Genomic DNA, 25,613 nt, shown 5'->3' with positions numbered 1-25,613 from the left:
GGTTTGAGGGCCTGGGTCAGCGAGGTTTGAGCAGACGGGGGATCGCTTCGGCTAGTTGGGTGCGCCAGTGGGGGAGGGGGGCGACGTCTGCCTCTGGCCAGCGGGTGTGGGACAGGACGCTGTAAGCGGGGCGGCTTGCGGGGCGGGGGAAACGGGCGCTGGTGGTGGGGCGGACTCGGGCGGGGTCCAGACCTGCCTCTTCGAAGACTGCTCGGGCCAGGCCGAACCATGTGGTCGAACCCGTGGATGTGCCGTGGTAGACGCCGGGAACAGCGCGGCCGGCTGCCGCTGATCTGGACAGGGCCACCAACTGCTCGGCCAGGGCGTACGACCAGGTTGGCGGTCCTTCCTGATCGTCGACCACCTCCACGTGGGGGCGGGACTGGGCGAGGTTGAGCATGGTGCGGACGAAGTTGTTGCCGTGTTCGCCGTAGAGCCAGGCGGTTCGGACCACGTAGCCGCCGGCCGTCAGGACCGCCTTCTCGCCTGTGGCTTTGCTTCGGCCGTAGGCGTTGATCGGGGCGTGGGGGGTGTCCTCCGGGTAGGGAGTGCGGGCTCGGCCGTCGAAGACGTAGTCGGTGGAGATGTGGATCAGGCGGTTGCCGACGGTCGACGCCAGCAGGCGGACTGCTTCGCCGTTGATCGCGGTGGCTTCGGCTTCCTGGGATTCGGCGCCGTCCACGTCGGTCCAGGCGGCGGCGTTGATGACGATGTCGGCTTCGGCCACCGCGTCGCGGACCTGTGCGGGTGAGGTGATGTCCAGGTCGGCGCGGCCGGCGGCGACCACATCGGTGACGCCCTGTTCGGCCAGGACCCGTTGGAGATCATGCCCGAGCATGCCGCCGGCTCCGGTGATGAGCCAGCGCAGCCCCGAGCGGCCGGTCGAGACAGAAGCGACAGGCCGAGAGGCAGCACCGGGCGTCGACGGCGGGGCGGCAGCGGAGTGGGAGGTGAAGGAAGGCGACGCCGAGGGGTGGGTGGGCATCAGAGGCCTGCCCGGGACTTCAGTGGCTCCCACCACTGGCGGTTCTCGCGGTACCACGTGACTGTTGTGGTCAGGCCTTCGGGCAGGGCTACTCGGGGGGCGTACCCCAACTCGTCCTGGATCTTGGTTATGTCCAGGGAATAGCGGCGGTCGTGGCCCTTGCGATCGGCTACCGGGTGCACCATGTCCCAGTCGGCTCCGCATGCTTCCAGGAGCAGGCCGGTCAGGTCCCGGTTGCTCAGCTCGGTGCCTCCGCCGATGTTGTAGACCTCGCCGGGGCGGCCCTTCTCCAGGGCCAGCTGGATGCCGCGGCAATGGTCGGACACGTGCAGCCAGTCGCGGACGTTGCCGCCGTCGCCGTACAGCGGGACCTTCCGGCCGTCCAGCAGGTTCGTCACGAAGAGGGGGATCACCTTCTCCGGGAACTGGTGCGGGCCGTAGTTGTTGGAGCACCTGGTGACTACTACGTCCATGCCGTGGGTGCGGTGCGCGGCCAGCGCCAGCAGGTCCGATCCGGCTTTGGACGCGGCGTACGGCGAGTTCGGTGCGAGCGGCCAGCTCTCGGTCCACGAGCCGGTGTCGATGGAGCCGTACACCTCGTCGGTGGACACGTGGACGAAGCGCCCGATCCCCGCGGACCGGGCGGCGTCGAGGAGGATCTGGGTGCCGAGCACGTTGGTGGCGACAAACGGCACCGCGCCCGAAATGGACCGGTCCACGTGTGATTCGGCGGCGAAATGCACGATCACGTCGTGGCCGGGAAGCAACGATCGCAGGAGATCAGAATCGGAAATGTCGCCCTGCACGAAACGCAGTCGGGAATCCGACACCGGTAGGTTGGCGCGATTCCCTGAATAGGACAACAGATCCAGAACGGTCACCTTCGCTCCGGCCGCGCCGGCATATTCGTCCTGCAAGAGGGCCCTGACGTAGGCCGATCCGATGAAACCGGCCCCACCGGTCACGAAAATCTGCACGACTGGCGAGTGTAGACGTTCAAGTACCCCGTCTAGGGTCACCCGGTGCGTGGAATCTTGCTCGCCGGTGGTACCGGATCACGACTCTGGCCGATCACCATGGCGATGTCCAAACAGTTGATGCCGATCTTCGACAAGCCGATGATCTACTACCCACTCTCCACTCTGGTATCGACCGGTATCAGGGAAATCCTGGTGATCACCACTAACGAGGATCAACCGCATTTTCGGCGCCTGCTCGGTGATGGGACACGTTTCGGGCTGGAGTTGACCTATGCGGTTCAGGCCCGCCCGGACGGGATCGCGCAGGCGTTCCGGATCGGCGCGGAGTTCATCGGGACCGAGCCGGTGGCGCTGATCCTGGGCGACAACATCTTCCACGGGGTCGCCGGCGCGCTGAACGACGAGCCCGCCGGCGGGCGGGTCTTCGCCTATCCGGTCGCTGATCCGGAACGGTACGGCGTGGTCGAGTTCGACGACGACGGCCACGTGTTGTCGATCGAGGAGAAGCCGGAGAAACCCAAGTCGACGTACGTCGTTCCCGGACTGTACTTCTACCAGGCCGACGTGGTGGAGATCGCCGCCGGTCTGGTCCCGAGCGCCCGCGGCGAGCTGGAGATCACCGCGGTGAACGAGGCCTACCTGCGGCAGGGCCGGCTGGACGTGACGGTGCTGGACCGGGGCACGGTGTGGCTGGACACCGGCACGTTCCAGTCGATGGTGCAGGCCTCGGAGTACGTCCGGGTGATCGAGGAGCGGCAGGGCCTGAAGATCGGCTGTGTCGAGGAGGCGGCCTGGCGGCGCGGTTTCATCTCCGACGATCAGCTGCGTGAGCTGGCCGAACCACTGCTCAAGAGTGGTTATGGTCAGTACCTGGTGCGGCTGCTGGACGGGGGCCTGCGGTGAAGATCCGGCCGTTGACCATCGAGGGCGCGTTCGAGGTGATCCCGGTGCAGCACGGTGACGACCGGGGCAGTTTCCTGGAGTGGTACCGGTTCGATCATCTGGCCGAGGTGGTCGGGCATCGGCTCGATCTGGCGCAGGCCAACCTGTCGACGTCGGCGCGGGGCGTGGTCCGGGGCATCCACTTCGCCGATGTACCGCCTGGTCAGGCGAAGTATGTGACGTGTGTGTCGGGTGCCGTGGTGGATGTGGTGGTGGATCTGCGGGTGGGGTCGCCGGGGTTCGGTTCGTGGGAGGCGGTGCGCCTGGACGACCGGGAGCGGCGCGCGGTCTATCTCGCCGAGGGGCTGGGGCACGGGTTCTGTGCGCTGACCGAGGGGGCTACGGTGGCCTACCTGTGCTCGTCGACGTACCGCCCGGGACACGAGCACGGGATCCATCCTCTTGATCCTGAGCTGGGCATTGCCTGGCCGGTGGCGGAGCCCGTACTGTCCGCCAAGGATGCCGCCGCGCCGTCTCTGACGGTGGCCGGTGTCAATGGTCTGTTGCCGCGGTACGACGTTTGCAACGACTTTGTCAAATCACTCAGTTAGATTGACGACAGTCGATTGACGCGACGGCAGTCTGTCCGACTTGGACACCTAAATACCCATCGGTTCCCGGCATCATCCGAAACGGTGAGCCTGTCGAACGGAAAGCTGTAGCGCGGCCCCGTCGGCATTGAGAGTCTGTCTCATGTGTCCCGTGGGTTTCGCCCAGGGAAAGATCATGAATCGGTTGCAGCCGCTGATGGGGGCAAAGGCGTGCGAACAATTGAATCCGTGGAGACCGTCGACCTGGCGGCGACGGCCTCCCAGCTCAAAGCTCGTTCCCGTGCCGGCGCGGCACGCAGCGGGTGGCAGTTCCGGTACGTCCTGTCCCTCTACCTCATCGATTTCGTCGTCGGCCTCAGCGCGGCCTCCTGGGCTCTGCTGCTGAGGTTCGGCGCACCCGGTGTCACTCCGCACGAACGCGACTACCTTCTGCTCACCGCGCTGTTGCCGATCGCCTGGATCGTCTGTCTGGCGTTCAATCGGGCGTACGAACCACGCCATCTGTTCGTGGGCACCGAGGAGTACGCCCGGGTATTCCGCGCCGGATTGGCGCTGACCGCCGCACTGGCCATTGTCTCGTTCGCATTCGACCTGCGCCTGGCCCGCGGATATGTGCTGATCATGATGCCGCTGGCGATCCTGGTCGACCTGGGCGCCCGTTTCGTCTTCCGGCAGCGCCTGCACCGGGCCTGGGCCAAGGGCCGCCGCCTGCACCGGGTGGTGCTGGTCGGGCACGAGCGGGCCGTCGTCGACATGACCCGCCGTCTGCGCAGAGAGCGCTATCACGGACTCGGCGTGATCGGCGCGTGCCTGCCGCCCGGCCCGCCCCGCACGGTCAGCCCGCCCGGCATGCCGCCGGTCTACGGCACCTTCGACGAGGTCGCCACCGCCGTCGCCCGCTCCGACGCGGACACCGTGATCGTGCTGTCCTGCCCGGAGATCGACGGCCCGGCGCTGCGCCGGCTCGCCTGGAAACTGGAACGCGACGAGGTCGACCTGATCGTGGCCAGCACCCTGGTCGACGTGGCCGGCGACCGCACCACCATCCGCCCGGTCGACGGCCTGCCGATGCTGCACGTCGAACACCCCCGGCTCAAGGGCAGCGCCCGCGCGGTCAAGGAGGCCTTCGACCGGGTCGGCGCGGTCAGCCTGCTGCTGCTCGCGTCCCCGGCGCTGGCGGTGGTCGCCGCACTGGTCAGATTCGGTCCCCGCGGGCGTGGTCCGGCGATCTTCAAACAGGAGCGGGTGGGCCGGGACGGCAGACCGTTCATGCTCTACAAGTTCCGCACCATGCAGGTCGACGCCGAGGCCCGCCTCTTCGAACTCGGCAACCTCAACGACACCGACGGCGCGCTGTTCAAGATGCGTGAGGACCCGCGGGTCACCCCGGTCGGGCGCTGGCTGCGCCGGTTCTCCCTGGACGAGCTGCCGCAGCTGGTCAACGTGGTCAAGGGCGACATGTCGCTGGTCGGGCCGCGCCCGCCGCTGGCCAAGGAGGTCGCCGACTACCCGGCCGACATGCGCCGCCGGCTGGTCGTCAAGCCCGGTCTCACCGGCCTCTGGCAGGTCTCCGGCCGGTCCGATCTGTCCTGGGAAGAGTCGATCCGTCTCGATCTCAGCTACGTCGAGAACTGGTCGCTCGCCATGGATCTCGCCATTCTCTTCCGCACGGTGAGCGCAGTGGTGCGCAGCTCCGGCGCGTACTGAAAACGAACAAGGAGTTTCACCATGGAGACGATCGCCGTCGTCGTCGTCACCTACAACAGCCAGCGCCTCCTCGCCGACCTGATCGCATCACTGGGGCCGGGGCTGGAAGGAGTGGACTGGCACCTGACAGTCGCCGACAACGATTCGCACGACGACTCGGTCACCGAGGTCCTGCGGTGGAAACCCGACGCCACCGTGATCGAGATGGGGCGCAACGCCGGTTATGCGGCCGGGATCAACGCCGCGGTGAGCAAGGCCGGCCCGTTCACCGCGGTGCTGGTCCTCAACCCGGACGTGCGCCTGACACCCGGCTGCATCCACCCGCTGCTGGCGGCGCTCCGCACGGACGGGACCGGGATCGCCGTACCGCTGCTGAAAGACGGCGACGGAAAGCTGATCGAAACCATGCGCCGGGAGCCCGCCGTCCGTCGTGTTCTTGCCGACGCTTTCCTCGGCGCCGGGCGCGCCGGCCGGATCGGGACTCTCGGCGAGATGGTCACCGACGCTCGCAAGTACCGATCGGAAACGGTCACCGCCTGGGCCGAGGGATCGACCCAGCTGATCAGCGCCGACTGCTGGAACGCCGTCGCGCCGTGGGACGAGTCCTACTTCCTCTACTCCGAGGAGACCGATTTCGCCCTCCGCGCCCGCGACGCCGGCCTGGCCACCAGATTCACCCCGGCGGCCCGCGCCGTCCACCTCGAAGGCGACTCCAAGGTCTCACCCGGCCTCTGGGCGCTCCTCACGATCAACAAGGTCCGCCTCTACGGCCGGCGTCACAACCGCGTCGCCACCAGCGCTTTCTGGGCGGCGCTGCTGCTCCGCGAGGCCAGCCGGGCGGTTCTCGGCCGAAAGCCCAGCCGCCGGGCGGTCCGCTTCCTGCTCAACCCCGAGTTCCTCCGCGAGGTCCCCGGCCCGCACACGGTGCACGGTCGCTGACAACCATCTTCTTGTACGAACCGACGGCCGCTGTCCCTTTCTGATCACCTCGTGGCTACCCCGCGACGCCGGCGGCGGGTCACCACCGACCCGCGACCGCCGGGAAATGTGCGGTGGCCACGGTTCGCACCGCGCGGTGCGGGCGGCGGCCGCGGTTCGCACCGCGCGGTGCGGGCGGTGGTCGCCGGGAAAGAGCCGGTGGTCGCCGGGAAAGAGCCGGTGGTCGCCGGGACAGAGGCGGTGGACCCGGCCCGCACCGCTGTGGAGCGGGCCGGATCCCTGCGCGGTCAGGCGGTTGCCGCCGCTGCCGCCCGCCCGGCCGCTCGCCCGGAGAACAGGCAGCCGCCCAGGAACGTGCCCTCCAGCGAGCGGTACCCGTGCACCCCACCACCACCGAACCCGGCCGCCTCGCCCGCCGCGTACAACCCCGGAACCGGGGAACCGGCCGCGTTCAGCACCTGGCCCTGCAGGTTGGTCTGCAGTCCGCCGAGCGTCTTGCGGGTCAGCACGTTCAGCTTCACCGCGACCAGCGCCTCCGCGTCCGAGCTGAGGAATCTGTGCGCCGACGCGGTCCGCCCGAGCACGTCACCCGGATACGACAGCGCGTTGCGGATCCCCATCACCTGGGCGTCCTTGCTGTACGCGTTGTCCATCTCCCGGTCGCGCGCCTCGATCTGCCGGGTCAGCGCGTCCAGTTTGATCAGGTTGTTGCCGGCCACCCGGTTCATCCCGGTCACCAGCTCGGGCAGGCCGAGCGCCTTGACGAAGTCCGCGCCGTACTGCTGGAACTTGCGGATCGGCTCCGGTGTCTGCCAGACCCGGCTCAGCAGCAGCCACAGGTTCTTGCCGGTCAGATCCGGGTTCTGTTCCGAACCGGAGAGCGCGAACTCCTTGTCGACGATCTTCTGCGTCGTCACGAACCAGGAGTAGTCGTACCCGGAAGCCGTGATCGAACCGAGGGTGTGCAACGTGTCGTAACCCGGCCAGTCCGGCGCCGAGAACCGTCTGCCCGTCGCGTCGAACCACATCGACGACGGTCCGGGCAGGATCCGGATGCCGTGCCCCGGCCAGATCGGATCCCAGTTGCGCAGCCCTTCGGTGTAGTGCCACATCCGGTCCGGGTTGACGATCCGCCCGCCCGCGCTCTGGGTGATCCCGAGCATCCGCCCGTCCACGTGCGCCGGCACGCCGGTGATCATCGTGGTGGGGGCCTTGCCGAGCCGGGCCGGCCAGTTCTGCCGGATCAGATCATGGTTCGCCCCGATGCCACCGGACGCCACGATCACCACCGGAGCTTTGAGATCAAAACTTCCGATCACGGTACGTGAACTGGGCTTGCCCCTGGCTACCGTGCTGGCCTCCAGGATCGCGCCCCGGACACCGGTGACCGCCCCGTTGGTCACCACGATCTCGTCGACCCGGTGCCGGAACTTGAACACCACCTTGCCCGACGCGACCCCGGCCCGGACCTTCTTCTCGAACGGCTCCATCACGGCCGGCCCGGTGCCCCAGGTGACGTGGAAACGCGGCACCGAGTTGCCGTGCCCGTCGGCCAGCCCACCACCGCGCTCGGCCCAGCCCACCATCGGGAACCACTGCATGCCCAGCCCGGCCAGCCATGACCGCTTTTCACCAGAGGCGAATTGGACGTACGCCTGGGCCCACTTGTACGCCCAGTAGTCCTGCCCCGCCGGGTCGCTGATCCCGCGGTCGAACCCGGCCGTCCCCTGCCAGTCCTGCCAGGCCAGGTCGTAGCTGTCCCGGACGCCCATCAGCCGCTGCTCGTCGGAGTCGACGAAGAACAGCCCGCCGAACGACCAGAACGCCTGCCCGCCCAGCGACGCCTCCGGCTCCTGATCGAGCAGCAGCACCTTGCGCCCGGCCGCGACCAGCTCCGACGTGGCGACCAGCCCCGCCAGCCCGTGTCCGACGACGATCACATCCGCGTCCGCCGCGGCGGCGGCCCCGAAGGCCGGAACCCCGGCGGCCTGGGCGACCGCGGCTCCCGCGACGACCCCACCGGCCACTCCCATCGCCCGACGGCGACTGATCTGTTCCACGATTCCTCCCGGCAAACGCGAACGATCCTCAGTACCGAGGGAAATCGAAACAGTCCGATGCGTTCAGGCGATAGTCGCTGATCACCAACGTCCCGGCGGCCTGTTGTCCACCGTCCCCAGTCGGCCTAATCCGGGCGGGTGAACGTGCCCGGGACGCGCCCCGGCTGCCGTATCCCGAGGTCACGGCCCGGTTAGCTGAAGCCCCCGCTGACAGATTCGGAGAGAACCGTGTTGCTCGAGATCGCCGTCGAGGGCGACGGCCGTGACCTGGTGTCGCTGCGCGACTGGCTGCTCGCGACCCCGAGGATCCGGCAGTCCGCGACCGTCGCCCTGAAAGCCCCGGCCGCCACGCGGGGGACGATGGGCTCCGCCGCGGAATTGATCACGGTGGCCGTGAACGTGACGGCAGCCCTCGGAACCGTCCTGTCCGCCGTGGTCGCCTGGCGCCAGAGCCGCCGCCACCAGATCACCGTGACGATCCGCCGCGCCTACATCGAGGTGACCGTCACCGGCACCGACCGCACCACCATCGAGCAGGCCCTCCGGCAGCTGGAGAACGGCGAACCCTGATGCGCCTGCCCGACCCCGGCGCCTCGGCGGCCGTGCTGATCGGCTGCGGCCGGTACGACGACATGGACCCGCTGCCGGCCGTCCTGCACAACGTCAGCGACCTGAGCGACCTGCTGACCGACCCGCGGGGCTGGGCGCTGCCGGGCGACCGCTGCACCGTGCTCGCCGAACCCGCGACCCCGGCAGCCGTCATCGACGCCGTCCGGCACGCCGCCGAGCAGGCCACCGACACACTCCTGGTCTACTACGCCGGCCACGGCCTGCTCGACGACCACGGCTGTCTGCACCTGGGCACCGGTCAAACCCGCGACCACCAGACCCACACCGCGCTGTCGTACGCCTACCTGCGCGACGCCGTGCACCAGCATTCCCGGGCCAGGCTGGACATCGTCGTGCTGGACTGCTGCTACAGCGGCAGCGCACTGCGAGGCCCACTGGCAGGCGCGGGCACCGGCTCCTACGTGCTGACGTCGTCAGCCGAAACCGAGACGTCGATGTCCCCACCCGGCGCCCGCCACACAGCGTTCTCCGGCGAACTGATCGACCTGCTGCGCCACGGCCTGCCCGGCACCGGTCCGTTCCTGACCTTCGACCAGGTCTTCCAGCACCTGTCCGAGCGCCTGGCCACCCGGGACCTGCCGCAACCCCAGCAAGCGGTACGTAACAGCGTCACCGGCTACGCCCTGTACCCCAACCGCCCCGGCTCGTCGCCCGGCCCCACCACACGGGCCCAACCGGCGATCCCGCCCCGCCGGGAACCGAGGCCGTCGAAGACCATCCGCAGGCTCGCCCTGACCGCGATCCTGACGACATCGGTGGCCGCCGGAGTAGCGGCAGCCCCGTTCCTGATCGACGGTCCAGCCCCCAACGGCAGCCCGGCCGAGAACCCGGACCCGCCGCGGACCTCCTCACTGGCTGCCGCACCCACCCTGACCACACCACCGAGCAGCCGACCCCGTCGTAGCGAGCCGCCCACGACCCACACCGGCCATCAGGCAGAGGACGCCACAGATCCCAGGCGCCCCACACGCCGCCACCACGTCCCGGCATCGAGGTCACCGCGCCCCACAACGTCAGCCGACCCGAAGCCCCGCAAGATCGAGATCCAACTGACCACTCCCGGCGGCAGAGACATAACACCGAACTGGCCGGAGTGGAATCCGGGTGAAACCTCAGAAGCGCACCCACCGCAGGCCGGCAGTAGGTTCTGGGCGGGGCCCGGCTCACGGAGGGATCAAGCTGACCGCCCGGAGTGAGCCGGGCCCCGCCCAGAACCGGACCCACCGCTAAGCGGAAGGAGGCATGTAGTCCTCAAGCAGGGCAGGCGTCAATCCGGCCCGGTGGATGGCCTTGAGGGCGTTCACGAAGTCGGCGCGGAACGCCTCGCGGAAGTGCATCAGGATGATGTCTCCGGGCTTGACGCCCTTCGGGCCCTGGTAGCGGACCTTCCCCTTGTGCACGGTCTCCGTCCACATGAAGGCGGCCGTCATGCCGCACTCCTTCGCGGCCCGGAGCGTGTTCTCGTCCTTGTTGCCGTAGGGCGGGCGGAACAGGGTGGGGCGGCGGGTGTACCACTTCTCCAGCTTGTCGGCCGAGCCGCAGATCTGCTTCTTCTGGAATTCCAGCGACTTGCCGCGCATGTTCGGGTGGCTGATCGTGTGGGATTCGATGACCGCGCCGGAATCGACGAGCGGCTTGAAGTAGTCCGGGTCGTCCTTGATCGCGTCGGTGGTCAGGAAGAGGGTCACCGGAACCCCGGCGGCGGCCATGATCTCCTGCGCTTCCGGCAGTTTCAGGTAGCCGTCGTCGATCGTCAGGAACGCCACCTTCTGATCGGTCGGGATCCGGTGCAGGTATTCCACCGCGTCGCCGCCGGCCAGGGTGATGGGCTGGGGCGGCGGGGCTTCGGCGAAGTTCGGGATGCCGTACTTGGCGCGCAGCGCGGCCCGGGTCTGGTCCGGGGTCGGTGCGGCGGCCGGAGCGGACGAGGCCGGCGGGCCCCAGGACGCCGAGGTGGCCGGTGACCCTCCGTCGGTGCATGCGGCCAGCACCATGACGGCGCCGGCGGCGGTCAGTGCCCGAGCAATCCTCGCATTCCACACATGAACGATCTTGCTACCCGCTGTCAAGGGCCGGGCGACCGGGTCTTCACCTGGGAAAAGAGTTCACCGCAGGCGCTTGATCAGGCCGATCGTCTCCAGCTTGAGCCCGCCCAGCAGCGACGGCCCGTCGATGGCTTCGGCCCGCAGCGACTCCGGCGTGTCATCGTTACGCACCGTGAACCGGGGCTGGAGCCAGGACGCGGCGCGGGCGGGCCGGCGGTCGCTGGTGAAGACCCGGGTGTAGCCGAGGCGCCGCATCCGGGTGAGCAGGGTGCGGTCGTACCGGCCGAGCGGGCAGGCGGCGGTGCTGACCTCCGTGCCGACCGTCTTGGTCAGGATCTCCCGGGCGGCCACCAGCTCCTCGTCGGCGGCCGACGGGGAGAGCCCGCGCCACGGGACGTGCCGCATGCCGTGGGTGCCGACGGTCATGCCGCTGCGGTGCAGCAGCCGGACGGCGTCCTCGTCGAGGCTGCCCGGGCTGTCCAGGCGGCCGGCGAGCACGAAGAAGTCGGCGGTCAGCCCGCGGGAGAGCAGGGCGGGCAGCCCGTACGCGACGTCGGAGATGTTGCTGTCGTCGAAGCTGACACGCAACCCCGGCCAGTGCCGGATCTCGTCGAGGACCGCCTCGAACAGCTCCGGGCTGATCCAGTAACGGTCCTCGCCGGGTTCGAGGTCGCGCTCCGGGGTGCCGATGCCGTGGAAGCAGACGTTGCGGATGGTCATGACGTCCTCGAGGATTCGTCGCGGCCCCAGGCGGCGCCGCCGTCGCCGGCTCGTCTCGCTGACCAGGCCGCGGTCGCGGTGATCACCACGTAGCAGGCGGCTGCCGGGGCCAGCCACGGGCGGGGCAGGACCACGTCGCGCAGCCAGGAGGAGCGGTCGGCGGCCCGGACCCCGGCGGTGATCTCGCCCCGGGCGGCGGCCGCGCGCATCGCGGTGTTGCCGCCCCGGACCCGGACCAGGCGGCGGATCAGGTCGGCGGTGCGCCGCGGGGTGGCGATCGTCGAGGTGTACCCGCCGACGTGCGCCTTCTCCGCCCGGCTGAACTGCGAGTCCAGGTAGAGGTCGTCGGCGACCAGGTCGGGGAACCGGCCGAACCGGGCGCGGCCCTTCTCGGAGACCGCGACGACCCCGCGCCCGAACAGTCCGTCGCGCAGCACCGGCAGCCGCCCGTGGATCGCGTAGTACGCCTTGACCAGCAGCGGACGGCCGCTGACGTCGAGTTCCCGGCCGACGGTCGCGGCCGGTGCGCTCTCCAGAGCGGCAGCCAGCGATCGGACGGCCGCGCCGGTCAGCACCACGTCGGCGTCGAGGTAGACGCGAGGGAATCCCACCGCGGCGTCGTCCCCCGCGTTCAGGGCCCGCGACTTGTCGGGTTCTTCCAGATCGATTACGCGTACGCCAGGGCGTTGCGCCGCGACAGCGGCCGTGTCGTCGGTGCAGCCGTTGGCCACGACGGTGATGTCGAACTCGCCCGGTTCCGCGTCGGCCAGCAGCGCGTCCAGGCAGCGCCCGATGACCGCCGCCTCGTTGTGCGCGGCGATGACGATGCTGGTCATAGCTGCTTCTCCGGCGCGGGCACCGAACCGCCCGAACGCTGGCGGGGGATCCGCACCGGGAGCCGCTTGGCGAGGAGGCGCTGGAAGACCGCGGCGTACGGCCCGGCCTGGTGCTCCCAGGACAGCAGCGAGAGGAACCGCTCCCGCCCGAGCTTGCTCATCCGCATCCGCCGGTCCGGGTCGTCGAGCAGCGCGTCGATGGCCTCGGCGAACTCCTCGGGGGTGCCGGACGGCACGTAGGCCCCGGCGTCACCGAGGGTGGCCCGGGTCTCGGTCAGGTCGGCGGCGACCACGGGCAGGCCGCGGCCCACGTACTCGACGGTCTTCGCCATGGTCGACAGGTCGTTCATCCGGGTCGGCAGGTCGGGCTGGATCGCGACGGTGGCGTCCCGGAGCAGCTGGTCGACGGCGGCCCCGTCGAGCCAGCCGGTGAACTCGACGACGTCCTCGACCCTGCGTTCGGCGGCGAGTGCCCGGACCGACGGCATGCTCTCGCCGTCCCCGGCCAGCACCACCTTCCAGCCGGTCCGGCCGCGCCGCCGGGCGAGTTCCTCGGCGGCCAGCACGACCCCTTCGACGTTGTCCTGCGGCCCGAAGACCCCCAGGTAGACGACGCTCAGGGGGCCGTCCGCGGTGGTGTCCGGATCGGCGGAGATCTCCCGCCCGGCCGGGCCGTTGCGGACCACCGTCACCCGCTCCGGGTCGACCCCGCGCCGCACCGCGTTGGCCTTGAACGACTCGTTGGTGGCGACGACCTCGGTGGCGGTACGCAGGGTGAGCCACTCCATGGCGACGAGCATCCGCATCGCCCACCGGTTCGGTGTCCCGCCGGCGCCGACCCGGGAGGCGTAGACCTCCGGGCACAGGTCGTGGTGGTCGAAGACCCACGGCCGCCCGATGGCCCGCAGCAGCAGGGCGAGCGGCCAGTAGACGTCCGGCGGGTTGCAGACCTGGACGGCGTGCGCCCGCCCGGCGAGCACCTCGCCGATCAGCTGGATCGCGATGCACAGGAAAGACCAGCCGAACTCGACGGCGTAGGTGAGCACCCCGCTGCCGTAGATCTTGACCGGGTACGGCTTGAGCCGGGTGTTGCGGCTGCCCGGCAGGGTGCGCAGGCTCTTGTCGCCCCGGGGCGCGATGACCGTGACGTCGAAGCCGTGCTCCTCCAGGGTCAGGCACTCCCGGATGACGCGGCGGTCCCGCTCGGCCGGCAGGTTGGCGATCAGGATCGTGACGTGCGGCTTCCCGGCCATGGTGGCGTCCGTCTCCTTAGGTCGGCCACAGCGGACCCGACTGACAGTGCTGGATGGACGGACGGCGGGACAACCGTCCGTAAGGACCAGCCGAGGGTCATCCTTTCAATGATGAGCATCGAGATGCCACGACTTTCGCGGTAAAGCCCGAATCGCACTTCCACCCGCATAATGACGATTGTCGGTACCTTGTGGACGGTACTTGTCGGCTTATGGTGGAATTTGGGCCTTGTTCATCAAGGCATTGACCCGGACCGAAGAACCTGTCGGTTTAACGACAGCCGATCGATTCGGTCCGGACGGCCGGATGCCTAAGATCGAAGGTGGATGGACGACTCGCCACCGAGTCGTGCAGGGTCGTGGTGCGACCCGTTCGATCGAGAGGCAAATCGTGGACCTCTGGGACCTCACCAGACTCCTGTTCCGCCGGTGGTACTTCGCCGTTCCGATGCTGCTGGTCACGATTGGTGTGGTGGTGCTCGCCGCCAAGTCGGTGGCCCCCGACTACAAGGCGCTCGGCTACATGCAGCTGATCCCGGCGCCGTCCGCGGGCAAGATTCCGGACCCCAAGGCCAAGCCGAAACCACCGAACCCGTGGCTCGATCTGGGCTACGCGGCGCTCGGCAACGCGGCCGCCCTCACGGTCACCAACCCGACGACGATCGAGGAGCTGGCCGAGCAGGAGGGCCTCTCCGACAGCGTCACCGTCGTGCTCAGCGAGCGGACCCCGCTCTTCGAGATCGAGGTCGTCGGCGACAGCGAGCAGCAGGCCACCGCCACCGTGCAGCGGGTCATCGAGCTGCTGCAGAAGGACATCGCGGCCAAGCAGTCGAAGTACGGCGCGCTCGAAGAGGACACCATCTCCACGCTGGTGATCAGCGACGGCAGCACCCCGGAGCGGGACACCGGGATGCGCAAGCGGGTGCTCATCGTGGCGGCCGGCCTGGGCGTGCTGGTGACCACCGCGGCGACCATCGTGCTGGACTACTGGCTGCGCCGCCGGGCCCGCCGCAAGGCCGAGGCGCAGGAGTCCGGGCCGGCCCCGGGCGAGCCGGTGACCGCGAAGTCCGAACCGGTCCGGCCCGTCCCCGGCGGTGCGGAGAAGGGTGTCTCCGACAACGCCGAGAAGACCCAGGTGCTCCGGCCGCAGCCGCGCACCGGCACCACCTATCCGGCCGACCGCAACGGCGCCTCCGCCAAGACCCGGGCCCCGGTCCGCCCGCGGGGCCGGTCCCGGTCCGGCGGCTCCCCGGGGGCCCCGAGCGAGGACGCGGTGGACGCCACCGTGGTGCTCCCCAATCAGCCGTACTCACAGCGCCATGGAAAGCGGTAATTCAACCGTTCGGCCGTCCCGCCCGGTATTACCGGACCACGTCGCTTAACCGACAGGCTCCTGTGTGGACCCGTCGATGCGCGTTAGGTTCGTTGCGCTCTTCCGGCGATTACGCATTGATCCGCGTCCACCGACCACGCCGAACCGTGAAAGGGGCAGACGGGTGAGTCCAGCACCCAGGGCGATGGCGTCGCGGATGGTCCGTACCGTCCGGGCCCGCCGTGACCTCGCCGGCCGGCGACCGCCGCGATTCAACACCGGCGACGACACCGGCGGCCCGTCGCGGGTCTTCTATCTCGCCCCCGATCTGGACCAGCCCAGCGGCGGTGTCCGCAACATCTACCGGCACGTCGACGTGCTCGCCGGGCTCGGCATCGAGGCCACCGTGGTCCACTCACGGGCCGGATTCCGGTGCACCTGGTTCGCCAACGGGACACGTGTCGCGGCGGCCGCCGAGGTGCGGCTGCGCCCGCGGGATCTGCTGGTGGTGACCGAGTGGCACGGGCCGTGGCTGCACACCCTGCCCGCCGGAGTCCGCAAGATCGTGTTCAACCAGGGGCCGTACTGCACGTTCGACGCCACGCCCTACGACGACAGCGCCGCTGGTTCCCCGTACGCCGCCATCGAGGGTCTGGAAGGTCTGCTGACCGTCTCGGAGGACGGCGAACGGCTGCTGAGCTGGACGTTCCCCTCGCTGCCGGTGCACCTGGCCCGGCCGGTGGTGGACCGCGCGGTGTTCCACCCGGGCACCGGCCCACGGCGGCGCCGGATCGGCTACCTGGCCCGCGGCCGCCGCGCCGAGGAACGCGAGATGCTCCTGCACATGCTCCGGTCCCGGGGCCTGCCGGACGGCTGGGAGCTGACGCCGATCAGCGGTTCCGAGGCGCAGGTGGCCGAGCAGATGCGGGAGTGCGCGATCTTCCTCGCCTTCGGGTTCCGGGAGGGCTTCGGCCTGCCGCCGGCCGAGGCGATGGCGAGCGGCTGCTACGTGGTCGGCTACACCGCGCTGGGCGCCGCCGAGTTCTTCGACCCGGCGTACTGCACGCCGGTGCCGGAGTGCGACCTGCTCGCCTACGGCCGGGCCGTCGAGGACGCGGTGCGGCGCTGGGACGCCGATCCGGGCGAGGTGACGGCGGTCGCGCTCAAGGCCTCGGCGACCGTTCTCGGCCGGTACGACGAGGCCGGGCTGGCCGGCGACCTGTCCGCGTTCCACCGCGGCCTGACCACCCGGCCGGCATGAGCCCGACGTCCGCGGTCCACCCGGTCGACCTGGAACCGTCGCTGATCGCGCCGAATCTCTACTCGTCGCGCCGGACCGGACTGCGGCTGGACGTCGCGGCCCTCTGCAGCGTCGTGGTCGTCCTGCTGTACTGCATCCCGGCGCCGCTGATCGTGCCGCAGATGACGTTCGCCGGCCGTCCGGCGCTGCTGCTGTCGCTCTGCCTGTTCGCGTGGTGGTTCGTCGCCCGGCTCAGCCCGTCGCTGCTGCTGGTCGGGCGGCAGCCGCTGCGCTGGGTGACGCTGTTCTACCTGGTCTCGATCATGCTGTCGTACGTGGCCGGCCTGGTCCGCGGCCTGCCGACGCTGGAGGCCAACCGGCAGGACTTCACGGTGCTGCTGACCTTCGAGTTCCTCGGCCTGGTGCTGATCGCCGCGGACGGCCTGCCGAACTGGGCCCGGCTGCGCGCGGTGCTGCGGATCCTGGTCTGCTCGGCCGCGTTCATGGCGGTCCTCGGCATCCTGCAGTCGGTGTTCGCCTACGACGTGACGCAGTGGCTGGTGATCCCCGGCCTGGAGCTGAAGGGCGCGCTCACCGACTTCCAGGCGCGCGGTGAGGGCGGGCGCTTCCGGGTGGCCTCGACGACCGTGCACTCGATCGAGTTCAGCACCGTCCTGGCACTGGTCATGCCGTACGCCATCCACTTCGCCAGGTACGCCGCGACCAAGCTGGCCCGGCGCTTCTACGGACTGCTGACCTTCGTCATCGCCGGCGCCGTCCCGATGGCGATCTCCCGGACCGGGATCCTGGCGCTGGGCATCGCGATGGCGATCATGTTCGTGCTCGCCTGGAACTGGCGGTTCCGCTACAACTTCCTGATCCTGGCCTGCGGGCTGACCGGGCTGCTGGTGGTCGGCCGGCCCGGCCTGCTCGGCACGCTCAAGTCGATGTTCCTCTGGGCCGACGCCGACCCGAGCATCGACGGCCGCACCGAGGACTACGACCACGTCGCCGCCTGGTTCGCCCAGCGGCCCTGGCTCGGGCGCGGCCCCGGCACGCTGATCCCGGACCTCTACATGATCCTCGACAACCAGTGGCTGCTCACCCTGGTGACCGGCGGGCTGGTCGGGGTGGTCGCGATGGCGGCCCTGCACCTGACCTGCCTGTGGCTGGCGTGGACCGGGTTCCGCCGGTCGGCCTCCGACGAGGACCGCCACCTGTGTGCGGCGCTGATCTCCACCCAGATCCTCGCGATCCTGGTGGCGCTGACCTTCGACTCGCTGAGCTTCACGACGTTCTCCTTCACCCTCGCCCTGCTCTCCGGGGTGTGCGGTGCGGTCTGGCGTCTGACCCACCCGGCACGAACCGTCCGGACCTCCACGGTGCGAAGACTCCTGGAGTAGGAGAAAGGTCGATTTCGATGGTGACGAGAACCCGCCCGCGGCCACTGACCGGGCGGCCACGGGTCTCCGTGGTGGTTCCCTGTTACAACTACGGGCATTTCCTGCCGGACTGCGTACGGGGGGTGCTGGACCAGGAGGGTGTCGACGTCGACGTGCTGATCGTCGACGACGCCTCACCGGACGGCAGCGCCGCCGTGGCCCGGGAGCTGGCCGATGCCGATCCGCGGGTGACGGTGATCGAGCACCGGGTCAACGCCGGGCACATCGCCACCTACAACGAGGGGCTGGCCGCCGCCGACGGCGACCACGTGGTCCTGCTGTCCGCCGACGACCTGGTCACACCGGGTTCGTTCGCGCGGGCCACGGCGCTGCTGGAGGCGTACCCGGACGTGGTGATGGTGCACGGTTTCGCCCGCACCTTCTCCGACGTCCCGCCGCCGGCCCGGACCGCGGTGACCGGCTGGACGGTGTGGCCGGGCGCCGAGTGGATCGGCCGGGTCTGCCGGGCCGGCGGGAACCCGGTGGCCACGCCCGAGGTGATGCTGCGCAACGACACCATGCGCAAGCTCGGCGGCTACGACGAGCGGGCGCCGCACGCCGGTGACTTCCTGATGTGGCTGCGGGCCGCGGCGCTCGGCGGGATCGGCCGGGTCAACGGGGTGGACCAGGCGTACTACCGGGTGCACGGGAACAACATGCACACCTCGCAGTTCGCCGGCGCGGACACCGACCTGCGGGGCCGGCACCAGGCCTTCGAGATCTTCTTCACCGAGGACGCGGGCGGGGTGCCGGACGTCGCCGGGCTGCGCTCCGCGGCCTCGCTGGCGGTCGCCCGGGAGGCCCTCACGATCGCCGTCTCGCTGTACGTGGCCGGGCCGTCCGACGACGACAAGGCCCTGGCCGGGCGGCTGGTCGCGCTGGCCGAGGAGATCTACCCGCCGGCGGCGGACAGCCGGCTGCGGCGACGGTACGGGCGACTGGCGCACCGGATCGAGCAGGGCCGGGGCCCGCTCGTCCCGCGCGGCGTCAGCGCCTTCCACAAGCGGGTACGCGATCACGTCGAGTGGCGGCGCTGGCGGCGTTCCGGAGTAGAAAGCGCGGTGAGGCTGCCATGACCGGCCACCAACCCGACGAGGACGACGTCATCGTCCTGTCCGGGCTGACCAAACTGTACGAACCGACCCCACGCTGGATGCGGATCTTCGCCCGTTCGCACCTCACCCAGCCGATCAAGGCGCTGGACGGGATCGACCTGACCGTCCGGGCCGGGGAGATCTGCGCGGTGGTCGGCCCGAACGGCGCCGGCAAGACCACCCTGTTCCGGATCATCATCGGGCTGACCGAGGCCACCTCCGGCTCCGGGCGGGTGCTGGGCCTGGACGTGACCCGGGAGTCCGAGCAGATCCGCCAGGTGGTCGGCTGGATGCCGTCCGAGGATCGCAGCCTGCTGATGCGGGCCACCATCCGGGAGAACCTGCAGCTGCACGGCCGGCTGCAGGGCATGTCGCCGAAGGAGCTGGCGGCGCGGATCCCGTACGTGCTGGAGACGGTCAACCTGGCCGCGCAGACCGATGTGGTGATCGCCAGCCTCTCGGCCGGGATGAAGGCCCGGGTCCGGCTGGCCCGGGCGCTGCTGCCCGGCCCGCGCGCGCTGATCCTGGACGAGCCGACCGGCGCCGTCGACCCGATCGCCGCGCACGGCCTGCTCAACCTGATCATGGATCTGGTCAAGCAGGAGCGCCTGGCGGTGCTGATCTCCTCGCACCGGCTGGAGGAGATCGAGGCGCTGCAGTCCAAGGCGCTGCTGATGGACGGCGGGCGGATCAAGTACTCCGGCGACCTGGACAGCCTGCGCCGGCAGTGGGACCGGCCCCAGCTGGAGCTGGTGCTGGCCACCGAGGCGGACACCCGGACGGTCGCCGACGGGCTGCGGGCCCAGGGCCTGGACGTGCTGGTGGACGGGCTCGAACTCCGCTGCCAGCTGCCCGGCGATCAGACCATCGGCGCCGTTCTCGGCGGACTCGGCAGCGCGGCCGCGTCGATCCAGCACATCCGGGAGACACCCATGCCCCTGCGCGACCTCATCGCCCACGTCTACCGCCTGAACCCGGCCGCCGGGGGTGCCGCGTGACGACCACACACGCCTACCCCGGGGCGGTCCGGCACCGCAGCCGGTCGCGGAAGGTGGTCGAGACGATCGGCGCCTACGTCCGGCTCGACCTGGTCGAGGAGCGGATGTTCCCGGCGACCAGCATCATGCGTTACATCGCCGTGGTCTTCCCGGTGCTGCTGTACTTCTACCAGAGCTCGTTCCTGGGCGCCGGTCCAGAAGTCTTCGCGGTGATGCTGATCGGCACCGCGGTCACCGCCGGGCTGCAGGACGCGCTCACCCAGCTGACCGCCCGGCTCAACTTCGCGATGGAACGTGGCACCCTGGAGACGTACCTGGTCGAGCCGGTGCCGTGGGTGCTGATCCCGATCGCGATGAACCTGTGGCGCAGCTTCACCGGCGGGCTGCTGGCCTGCTTCATGATCTTCGTGGGCTGGCTGCTGGGCATGCCGATCGACCCGGCCGGCATCCCGCTCGGCCTGCTGGTGCTCTTCCTCGGCGTGCTGGCCTGCAACGCGCTGGGCACCCTGGCCGCCAGCTTCCTGGTGCTGTTCAAACGCGGCGACCCGGTGGTGATGCTGTTCCACCTGGCGGCCAGTGTGCTCGGTGGCGCGCTGTTCCCGGTGAGCACGCTGCCCGAGTGGATCAGATGGGCCAGTTATCTGATCCCGCACACCTATGTGATCAGCGCCGAACGTCAGCTGCTGATGCCCGTCCCGCCGGCCGGTGAGCTGAGCGTCGGCCTTTCGATCATCATGCTGACGATCATGTGCACCGTGATGCTCGGCGGCGGTCTGTTCATTTTCGACCGATCGTTGCGGCTGGCCCGCAGGCTGGGGATCCTCAGCATTTGAGGAATTGCGGCTGAATCGACTTTCAGCCGCAATCCTGCAATTTCTTGGTCTCTTTCAGGACGACTCCGCGGTCGAAATCGTACGTGACGACCGCGTTGTCCGCCCATTCACCGACCTTGGCGCAATCCACCTCGACCGGGCCGTAGACCGGACTGCCTTTGACGATCTTGTTACCGGTCACCGAGGGGAACGAACCGCCGGTCAGGCGCAGCGCGTAACCGCCACCGGCCAGCACGTTGTCCTCGATCGTGCCGCCGGCGTTGTCCTGGTCCGGGATGAAGATCGGCGACGTCGGGCAGTCGTCCCGGCGCTGGTCGATGGTGTTGTGCCGGATCACCGCGGTGGGCGCTCCGTACCCCTGGATGCCGTCGCCGTGCGGATCGACGCTCTCGCACATCCCGTCCGGGACGGCCAGCTGCGCGTACGAGTCCTCGATGACCACCTTCCCGGCGCCGGCGAAGCTGTTCGCGCCGATCCGCCAGCCCTCGATCCGGTTCACCACCTTGCAGCGGCGGCAGGTGTAGTCGGCGACGCCGAACGCGTACTGCTCGTTGCTGGAGACCGACTCGCCGGGCTTGTTCACCACCTCGGTGTCCTCGATGGTGAGGTGCCCGTAGATCCTGTCGGCCAGGAAGTTGTCGACACCGCCGTAGATCCGGCTCCGGCGGATCGTCACGTCCGCGGCCTTGACCAGGATGGTCCCGGTGACCAGGTGGTCGGAGATGACCGTGCCGGCCTTGGTGACGGTCAGGTCGCCCTGCACGGTCTTCTGCGGTGACCAGCCGGCCGGGACACCGGTGCACCCGGCGGTCGGGTAGGCCGGCAGTGCGCAGTCACCCTTCGGCGCGGCCTTGGGGGTCGCGCTCTTCGGCGGCTTCCGGGACGCCGGCGGTGGCGACACCGAGGGCGGGACGGACGGCGCCGGGATCGTCAGCGCGGACGGCGGGATCGACTGCTCGAAGCCCGGTGTGCCGGCCGGCGCCAGTGGGAGGTGTCCGGTGGTGGTGAGGGGACGCCCGGACGACGACGAATACCAGCCGAATCCGGCCGTGGTCAGAACTGCCACAGCGAACACGGAAAGAACAATGGCGGCTCGGCGGTGCTTCATTTCGAGCGACTCCTCGACTCGTTCAGCTGACCGGCTCGACAGATGATACGGAATACCACGGCGAAGAGGTGATCCCGAATGACCGGAACCCGACAGGATGACGCCTCTGGCTGATGTGAGAACCGTCGGTAACATGGTGTCAAGCGGCTGTTCGGACCGGATTGAAGTCCAAGAAGGACTGTTCGACCGGATATCGGTCGGAACCTATGACGATATCTGCCACAACGGTCCTTCTCCGGTGTGCGGGCGATATCGTCGGGCCGCACGTTCCACGCCAGATCGCAGGGAGCACCGCCTGATGGCTGTCCGGGTCGAGCCCATCACCACCACCGACGTCCCCGCGGTCGCCCGGTTCCTGCACACCCATCTGAACAGCCGCGTCCCGGCCGAGGCCTGGGAGCGCGCGGTGCAGGTGCCGTGGAAGGTGTCCGCGCCCAACCACGGCTTCCTGCTGCGCGACGACAGCAGCGGTGTCGGCGAGGTGGTCGGCGCCCACCTGGCGTTCTACTCCGAGCGGACGATCCACGGCGAGGTCCGCCGGTTCTGCAACCTCGGCGCCTGGTGTGTGCTCCCGGCGCATCGCTTCCACAGCCTCAAGCTGCTCAAGGCCCTGCTGGCGCAGGACGGCCACGACTTCACCGATCTCTCGCCCAGCGGCAACGTCGTCGCGATGAACACCCGGCTCGGGTTCTCCTTCCTGGACACCGCCACCGCGGTCGCCCCCAACCTGCCGTGGCCCGCGATACCCGGCCGGGGCCGGATCAGTGCCGACCCGGCCGTGCTGGAGCGCATCCTCACCGGCGACGACCTGCAGATCTACCGGGACCACGCGGAGACCGCCGCCGCCCGGCACGTGGTGCTGATCCGCGGCGGCCGGTACTGCTACGTGATCTTCCGGACCGACCGGCGACGGAACCTGCCGTTCTTCGCCTCGGTGCTGTACGTCAGCGATCCGGAACTGTTCCGGGCGATGTCCCGCCGGTTCCAGAGCCACCTGCTCGTCCGGCACGGGATCCTCGCCGTGCTGGCCGAGCTCCGGGTGGTCGGCGCGCGCCCCGCACTGTCCCGGATGCTCGCCGCACCGCGCCGGAAGATGTTCCGCGGCGCCGGTCTGTCCGAGCCGGACATCGACTACCTCTACAGCGAACTGACCTGTCTCAGCTGGTGAAGGAAGCCTGAACAGATGCGCATCCGATTGCACGACCTGTTGGCCGGTGCCGCCGTCCGGTACGGCGACGCCCCGGCGGTCACCTACCGCGACGAGACCCGGTCGTACGCCGCACTCTGGGACGACGTGCGGTCGGCCGCCGCCGGGCTGCACGGGCTCGGGCTGGAGCGCGGCGACCGGGTCGCGATCTATCTGGACAAACGGATCGAGACGGTCACCGCGATCTTCGCGACCTCGGCGGCCGGCGGGGTGTTCGTGCCGGTCAACCCGGTGCTGCGGGCCCGGCAGGTGGCGTACGTGCTGGCCGACTGCGACGTCCGGGTGCTGATCACCACCGCCGAGCGGCTGGCCGCCCTCGGTGACGAGCTGGACCAGGTGACGTCGCTGGAGCACGTGATCCTGGTCGGGGGAGGGGACGCCGGAACCTCGTGGGCCGACCTGGGCCGCGAGGGTGAGCTGCCCACGATCACGGGGATCGACGTCGACGTGGCGGCGATCCTCTACACCTCGGGCAGCACCGGCAAGCCCAAGGGTGTGGTCCTGTCGCACCGCAACCTGCTCAGCGGGGCGGAGAGCGTCAGCACGTACCTGGAGCTGGGCGCCGACGACGTGGTGCTGGCCGCGCTGCCGTTCAGTTTCGACGCCGGGTTCAGCCAGATCACCACGGCGTTCGCGGTCGGCGCGCATCTGGTGCTGATCAACTATCTGCTGCCGCGGGACGTGGTCCGGCTCTGCACGAAGCACGGCGTGACCGCGCTGACCTGCGTGCCGCCGCTGTGGATCCAGATCGCCGGGCAGGAGTGGCCGGACGGGACCGGGCGCCGCCTGCGCCTGTTCGCCAACACCGGCGGTCGCATGCCCAAGACGACGCTGGACCGCCTCCGGTCGATCTTCCCGCAGGCCAGACCCTTCCTGATGTACGGGTTGACCGAGGCGTTCCGGTCCACGTACCTGGATCCGGCGGAGGTCGACAGGCGGCCGGATTCGATCGGCAAGGCGATCCCGAACGCGGAGATCCTGGTGGTCCGCCCGGACGGCAGCGTCTGCGACCCGGGGGAGGAGGGCGAGCTGGTGCACCGGGGCGCCCTGGTCGCGCTGGGCTACTGGAACGATCCCGAGCGCACCGCCGAGCGGTTCAAGCCGCTGCCGGCCGGCGACGGCGCGCTGCACCAGGAGCTGGCCGTCTGGTCCGGTGACTCGGTGGTGCGCGACGAGGACGGCTTCCTCTACTTCGTGGGCCGCTCCGACGACATGATCAAGACGTCCGGGTACCGGGTCAGCCCGACCGAGATCGAGGAGGTCGTCTACAGCACCGGACTGGTCCGGGACGCGGTCGCGCTGGGCCTGCCGGACGAGAAGCTGGGCCAGCGGGTGGTGCTGGTGGTCAGCCCGGCCGGTGCCGAGCTGGACGTCGCCGAGCTGACCGCGCTGCTGAAGCGGGAACTGCCGCTCTACATGCTGCCGAAGGACGTGCGGGTGCGCGCCGAGCTGCCCCGCTCCCCGAACGGCAAGTTCGACCGCAACCTGATCCGCCAGGAGGTTTCCGCGTGACCGAGTTCGAGACCATCGATGGTCAGTTGGCGGTGGGCGGGGTGCCGGTGGAGCGGCTGGCCGAGCGGGTCGGGAGCACACCGTTCTTCGCCTACGACCGGGCGCTGCTGACCGCGCGGGTGGGGCTGCTGCGCGCCGCCATGCCCGCGGATCTGCAGCTCAGTTACGCGATCAAGGCCAACCCGATGCCGGCCGTGGTGCAGCACATGAGCGGCCTGGTGGATTCCCTGGACGTGGCGTCGGCGCTGGAGATGCGGACCGCCCTGGACACGCCGACCCCGCCCGCCCGGGTGAGTTTCGCCGGGCCCGGCAAGACCGACACCGAGCTGCGGCAGGCGGTCGCGGCCGGCGTCACCATCGAGCTGGAGTCGGAGAACGAGGCCGTCCGGATCGCCCGTACCGGCGCGGCGCTGGGGGTCCGGCCCCGGGTCGCGGTGCGGGTCAACCCGGACTTCTCGGTCAAGGGCTCGGGCATGCGGATGGGCGGCGGGCCACAGCAGTTCGGGGTGGACGCGGAGAAGGTTCCGGCGCTGCTCAAGACGCTGGCCGGCACCGATCTGGACGTGCTCGGGTTCCACTGCTTCGCGGGCTCGCAGAACCTGCGGGCGGAGATCATCCAGGAGGCGCAGCAGCGCACCGTGGAACTCCTGCTGCGGCTCGCGTCCGAGGCCCACGCGCCGGTCCGGTACCTCAACCTGGGCGGCGGCTTCGGTATCCCGTACACCAGCAAGGATCGGCCGTTGAACCTCACGGCCATCGGCGAGAACCTGGCCGGGCTGCTGCGCGACGAGGTCCGGCCGCGGCTGCCGGAGGCCCGGGTGGTGATCGAACTCGGTCGCTTCCTGGTCGGCGAGGCGGGTGTCTACGTGACCCGGGTGATCGACCGCAAGGAGTCCCGTGGCCGGACCTACCTGGTCGTCGACGGGGGCCTGCACCACCAGCTGGCCGCGTCCGGCAACTTCGGCCAGGTGATCCGGCGCAACTACCCGATCGCGGTGGCCAACCGGATCGATGCCGAGCCGGCCGAACCGGTCACCGTGGTCGGCTGCCTGTGCACCCCGCTGGACCTGCTCGGTGACGAGGTCACCCTGCCCGGCGCCGACGTCGGTGACCTGGTGGTGCTCTACCAGGCCGGCGCGTACGGCCTGACCGCCAGCCCGACCGCTTTCCTGAGCCACCCGGCGCCCGCCGAGGTGCTGTTGTGAACCCGCCCGGAGGT

23 protein-coding genes are annotated in these 25,613 nt (G+C 69.8%); 15 read left to right on the top strand and 8 right to left on the bottom strand.

All coding sequences use genetic code 11. From position 1 onward, the window contains the following. Positions 1 to 16: 16 nt before the first annotated feature. Positions 17 to 868: a dTDP-4-dehydrorhamnose reductase gene (rfbD, locus tag Aco03nite_RS13230; RefSeq protein ID WP_275415862.1), complete on the bottom strand. Its 852-nt coding sequence runs from the start codon at positions 866 to 868 to the stop codon at positions 17 to 19. Between the two features lie 116 nt (positions 869 to 984). After that, positions 985 to 1,962 (bottom strand): dTDP-glucose 4,6-dehydratase, encoded by a 978-nt coding sequence (gene rfbB / locus Aco03nite_RS13225; RefSeq protein WP_203795349.1) that lies wholly within the window; start codon positions 1,960 to 1,962, stop codon positions 985 to 987. A 45-nt stretch (positions 1,963 to 2,007) separates the two neighbouring features. Between rfbB and rfbA the strand changes: the two genes are divergently transcribed. The 4 genes from rfbA (at position 2,008) to Aco03nite_RS13205 (ending at position 6,104) form a co-directional block, all read left to right on the top strand. Beyond that, the gene (gene rfbA / locus Aco03nite_RS13220; protein ID WP_203795348.1) at positions 2,008 to 2,868 is read left to right on the top strand and encodes a glucose-1-phosphate thymidylyltransferase RfbA; all 861 of its coding nucleotides are present in this window, start codon (positions 2,008 to 2,010) and stop codon (positions 2,866 to 2,868) included. Then, the gene (locus Aco03nite_RS13215) at positions 2,865 to 3,458 is read left to right on the top strand and encodes a dTDP-4-dehydrorhamnose 3,5-epimerase family protein (RefSeq protein ID WP_203795347.1); all 594 of its coding nucleotides are present in this window, start codon (positions 2,865 to 2,867) and stop codon (positions 3,456 to 3,458) included. The genes rfbA and Aco03nite_RS13215 overlap by 4 nt, the downstream gene beginning before the upstream one ends. A 228-nt stretch (positions 3,459 to 3,686) precedes the next feature. Beyond that, entirely contained in the window at positions 3,687 to 5,165 is a 1,479-nt protein-coding gene (locus Aco03nite_RS13210; protein ID WP_239145114.1) for a sugar transferase, read from the top strand. A gap of 21 nt (positions 5,166 to 5,186) precedes the next feature. Beyond that, the gene (locus Aco03nite_RS13205) at positions 5,187 to 6,104 is read left to right on the top strand and encodes a glycosyltransferase family 2 protein (protein ID WP_203795345.1); all 918 of its coding nucleotides are present in this window, start codon (positions 5,187 to 5,189) and stop codon (positions 6,102 to 6,104) included. 287 nt (positions 6,105 to 6,391) lie between these two features. On the opposite strand, the gene Aco03nite_RS13200 is transcribed toward Aco03nite_RS13205, so the two are convergent. Beyond that, entirely contained in the window at positions 6,392 to 8,137 is a 1,746-nt protein-coding gene (locus Aco03nite_RS13200; protein ID WP_203795447.1) for an FAD-binding dehydrogenase, read from the bottom strand. Positions 8,138 to 8,392: 255 nt separating this feature from the next. On the opposite strand from Aco03nite_RS13200, the gene Aco03nite_RS13195 reads away from it, so the two are divergent. Both Aco03nite_RS13195 and Aco03nite_RS13190 read left to right on the top strand, forming a co-directional pair. Continuing rightward, a complete protein-coding gene (locus Aco03nite_RS13195) occupies positions 8,393 to 8,734 on the top strand; it encodes an effector-associated constant component EACC1 (RefSeq protein WP_203795344.1) in 342 nt (113 codons plus the stop codon). Then, the gene (locus Aco03nite_RS13190; protein WP_203795343.1) at positions 8,734 to 9,990 is read left to right on the top strand and encodes a caspase family protein; all 1,257 of its coding nucleotides are present in this window, start codon (positions 8,734 to 8,736) and stop codon (positions 9,988 to 9,990) included. Before Aco03nite_RS13195 ends, Aco03nite_RS13190 begins: the two co-directional genes overlap by 1 nt. A gap of 30 nt (positions 9,991 to 10,020) precedes the next feature. On the opposite strand, the gene Aco03nite_RS13185 is transcribed toward Aco03nite_RS13190, so the two are convergent. The 4 genes from Aco03nite_RS13185 to Aco03nite_RS13170 form a co-directional block, all read right to left on the bottom strand. Continuing rightward, positions 10,021 to 10,836 carry a polysaccharide deacetylase family protein gene (locus Aco03nite_RS13185; protein ID WP_239145113.1) on the bottom strand — a complete coding sequence of 272 codons (816 nt, stop codon included), beginning with the start codon at positions 10,834 to 10,836 and terminating at the stop codon, positions 10,021 to 10,023. A 63-nt stretch (positions 10,837 to 10,899) separates the two neighbouring features. Beyond that, positions 10,900 to 11,559, bottom strand: coding sequence for a polysaccharide deacetylase family protein (locus tag Aco03nite_RS13180; protein WP_203795342.1), 660 nt, complete (start codon positions 11,557 to 11,559; stop codon positions 10,900 to 10,902). Next, the gene (locus Aco03nite_RS13175; protein WP_203795341.1) at positions 11,556 to 12,395 is read right to left on the bottom strand and encodes a glycosyltransferase family 2 protein; all 840 of its coding nucleotides are present in this window, start codon (positions 12,393 to 12,395) and stop codon (positions 11,556 to 11,558) included. The genes Aco03nite_RS13180 and Aco03nite_RS13175 overlap by 4 nt, the downstream gene beginning before the upstream one ends. Next, positions 12,392 to 13,648 carry a glycosyltransferase family 4 protein gene (locus tag Aco03nite_RS13170; RefSeq protein WP_203795340.1) on the bottom strand — a complete coding sequence of 419 codons (1,257 nt, stop codon included), beginning with the start codon at positions 13,646 to 13,648 and terminating at the stop codon, positions 12,392 to 12,394. The genes Aco03nite_RS13175 and Aco03nite_RS13170 overlap by 4 nt, the downstream gene beginning before the upstream one ends. A 391-nt stretch (positions 13,649 to 14,039) precedes the next feature. Between Aco03nite_RS13170 and Aco03nite_RS13165 the strand changes: the two genes are divergently transcribed. The 6 genes from Aco03nite_RS13165 to Aco03nite_RS13140 all read left to right on the top strand — a co-directional run bounded on the left by Aco03nite_RS13165 (position 14,040) and on the right by Aco03nite_RS13140 (position 20,567). Further along, positions 14,040 to 14,981: a YveK family protein gene (locus tag Aco03nite_RS13165; RefSeq protein WP_203795339.1), complete on the top strand. Its 942-nt coding sequence runs from the start codon at positions 14,040 to 14,042 to the stop codon at positions 14,979 to 14,981. Between the two features lie 163 nt (positions 14,982 to 15,144). After that, entirely contained in the window at positions 15,145 to 16,221 is a 1,077-nt protein-coding gene (locus Aco03nite_RS13160) for a glycosyltransferase (RefSeq protein WP_203795338.1), read from the top strand. Then, a complete protein-coding gene (locus Aco03nite_RS13155) occupies positions 16,218 to 17,603 on the top strand; it encodes an O-antigen ligase family protein (protein WP_203795337.1) in 1,386 nt (461 codons plus the stop codon). Before Aco03nite_RS13160 ends, Aco03nite_RS13155 begins: the two co-directional genes overlap by 4 nt. 17 nt (positions 17,604 to 17,620) lie before the next feature. Continuing rightward, positions 17,621 to 18,718 carry a glycosyltransferase family 2 protein gene (locus tag Aco03nite_RS13150; RefSeq protein WP_203795336.1) on the top strand — a complete coding sequence of 366 codons (1,098 nt, stop codon included), beginning with the start codon at positions 17,621 to 17,623 and terminating at the stop codon, positions 18,716 to 18,718. Next, complete coding sequence (locus Aco03nite_RS13145) at positions 18,715 to 19,734, top strand: ABC transporter ATP-binding protein (protein WP_203795335.1); 1,020 nt, start codon at positions 18,715 to 18,717, stop codon at positions 19,732 to 19,734. Before Aco03nite_RS13150 ends, Aco03nite_RS13145 begins: the two co-directional genes overlap by 4 nt. Further along, positions 19,731 to 20,567, top strand: coding sequence for an ABC transporter permease (locus Aco03nite_RS13140; protein WP_203795334.1), 837 nt, complete (start codon positions 19,731 to 19,733; stop codon positions 20,565 to 20,567). The genes Aco03nite_RS13145 and Aco03nite_RS13140 overlap by 4 nt, the downstream gene beginning before the upstream one ends. Before the next feature lie 22 nt (positions 20,568 to 20,589). Here Aco03nite_RS13140 and Aco03nite_RS13135 read toward each other — a convergent pair whose 3' ends face one another. Next, entirely contained in the window at positions 20,590 to 21,642 is a 1,053-nt protein-coding gene (locus tag Aco03nite_RS13135; protein ID WP_203795333.1) for a right-handed parallel beta-helix repeat-containing protein, read from the bottom strand. A gap of 331 nt (positions 21,643 to 21,973) precedes the next feature. Between Aco03nite_RS13135 and Aco03nite_RS13130 the strand changes: the two genes are divergently transcribed. From Aco03nite_RS13130 to Aco03nite_RS13120, 3 genes are read left to right on the top strand one after another with little or no spacing between them, the layout of a single operon-like run. Continuing rightward, on the top strand, positions 21,974 to 22,843 hold the full coding sequence (locus Aco03nite_RS13130; protein ID WP_203795332.1) for a hypothetical protein: 870 nt from the start codon (positions 21,974 to 21,976) through the stop codon (positions 22,841 to 22,843). Positions 22,844 to 22,858: 15 nt separating this feature from the next. Further along, positions 22,859 to 24,394, top strand: coding sequence for an acyl-CoA ligase (AMP-forming), exosortase A system-associated (locus Aco03nite_RS13125; protein WP_203795331.1), 1,536 nt, complete (start codon positions 22,859 to 22,861; stop codon positions 24,392 to 24,394). Continuing rightward, entirely contained in the window at positions 24,391 to 25,599 is a 1,209-nt protein-coding gene (locus tag Aco03nite_RS13120; RefSeq protein WP_239145112.1) for a pyridoxal-dependent decarboxylase, exosortase A system-associated, read from the top strand. The genes Aco03nite_RS13125 and Aco03nite_RS13120 overlap by 4 nt, the downstream gene beginning before the upstream one ends. The last annotated feature ends 14 nt before the right edge of the window (positions 25,600 to 25,613 follow it).

Origin of the sequence: Actinoplanes couchii, from assembly GCF_016862075.1 — a bacterium.
Taxonomy (GTDB): Bacteria; Actinomycetota; Actinomycetes; order Mycobacteriales; family Micromonosporaceae; genus Actinoplanes; species Actinoplanes couchii.
The sequence above is the reverse complement of the archived record's forward strand: the minus strand, read 5'-3'. Positions and strand labels throughout refer to the sequence as shown.

What these genes read in the sequence shown, in the direction of transcription:
- Aco03nite_RS13125 (WP_203795331.1), top strand. Translation starts at nt 22,859, where the DNA reads ATGCGCATCCGATTGCACGACCTGTTGGCCGGTGCCGCCGTCCGGTAC.
- Aco03nite_RS13175 (WP_203795341.1), bottom strand. Translation starts at nt 12,395, where the DNA reads ATGACCAGCATCGTCATCGCCGCGCACAACGAGGCGGCGGTCATCGGG.
- Aco03nite_RS13145 (WP_203795335.1), top strand. Translation starts at nt 18,715, where the DNA reads ATGACCGGCCACCAACCCGACGAGGACGACGTCATCGTCCTGTCCGGG.
- Aco03nite_RS13200 (WP_203795447.1), bottom strand. Translation starts at nt 8,137, where the DNA reads ATGGGAGTGGCCGGTGGGGTCGTCGCGGGAGCCGCGGTCGCCCAGGCC.
- Aco03nite_RS13130 (WP_203795332.1), top strand. Translation starts at nt 21,974, where the DNA reads ATGGCTGTCCGGGTCGAGCCCATCACCACCACCGACGTCCCCGCGGTC.
- Aco03nite_RS13180 (WP_203795342.1), bottom strand. Translation starts at nt 11,559, where the DNA reads ATGACCATCCGCAACGTCTGCTTCCACGGCATCGGCACCCCGGAGCGC.
- Aco03nite_RS13155 (WP_203795337.1), top strand. Translation starts at nt 16,218, where the DNA reads ATGAGCCCGACGTCCGCGGTCCACCCGGTCGACCTGGAACCGTCGCTG.
- Aco03nite_RS13170 (WP_203795340.1), bottom strand. Translation starts at nt 13,648, where the DNA reads ATGGCCGGGAAGCCGCACGTCACGATCCTGATCGCCAACCTGCCGGCC.
- Aco03nite_RS13190 (WP_203795343.1), top strand. Translation starts at nt 8,734, where the DNA reads ATGCGCCTGCCCGACCCCGGCGCCTCGGCGGCCGTGCTGATCGGCTGC.
- Aco03nite_RS13205 (WP_203795345.1), top strand. Translation starts at nt 5,187, where the DNA reads ATGGAGACGATCGCCGTCGTCGTCGTCACCTACAACAGCCAGCGCCTC.
- Aco03nite_RS13150 (WP_203795336.1), top strand. Translation starts at nt 17,621, where the DNA reads ATGGTGACGAGAACCCGCCCGCGGCCACTGACCGGGCGGCCACGGGTC.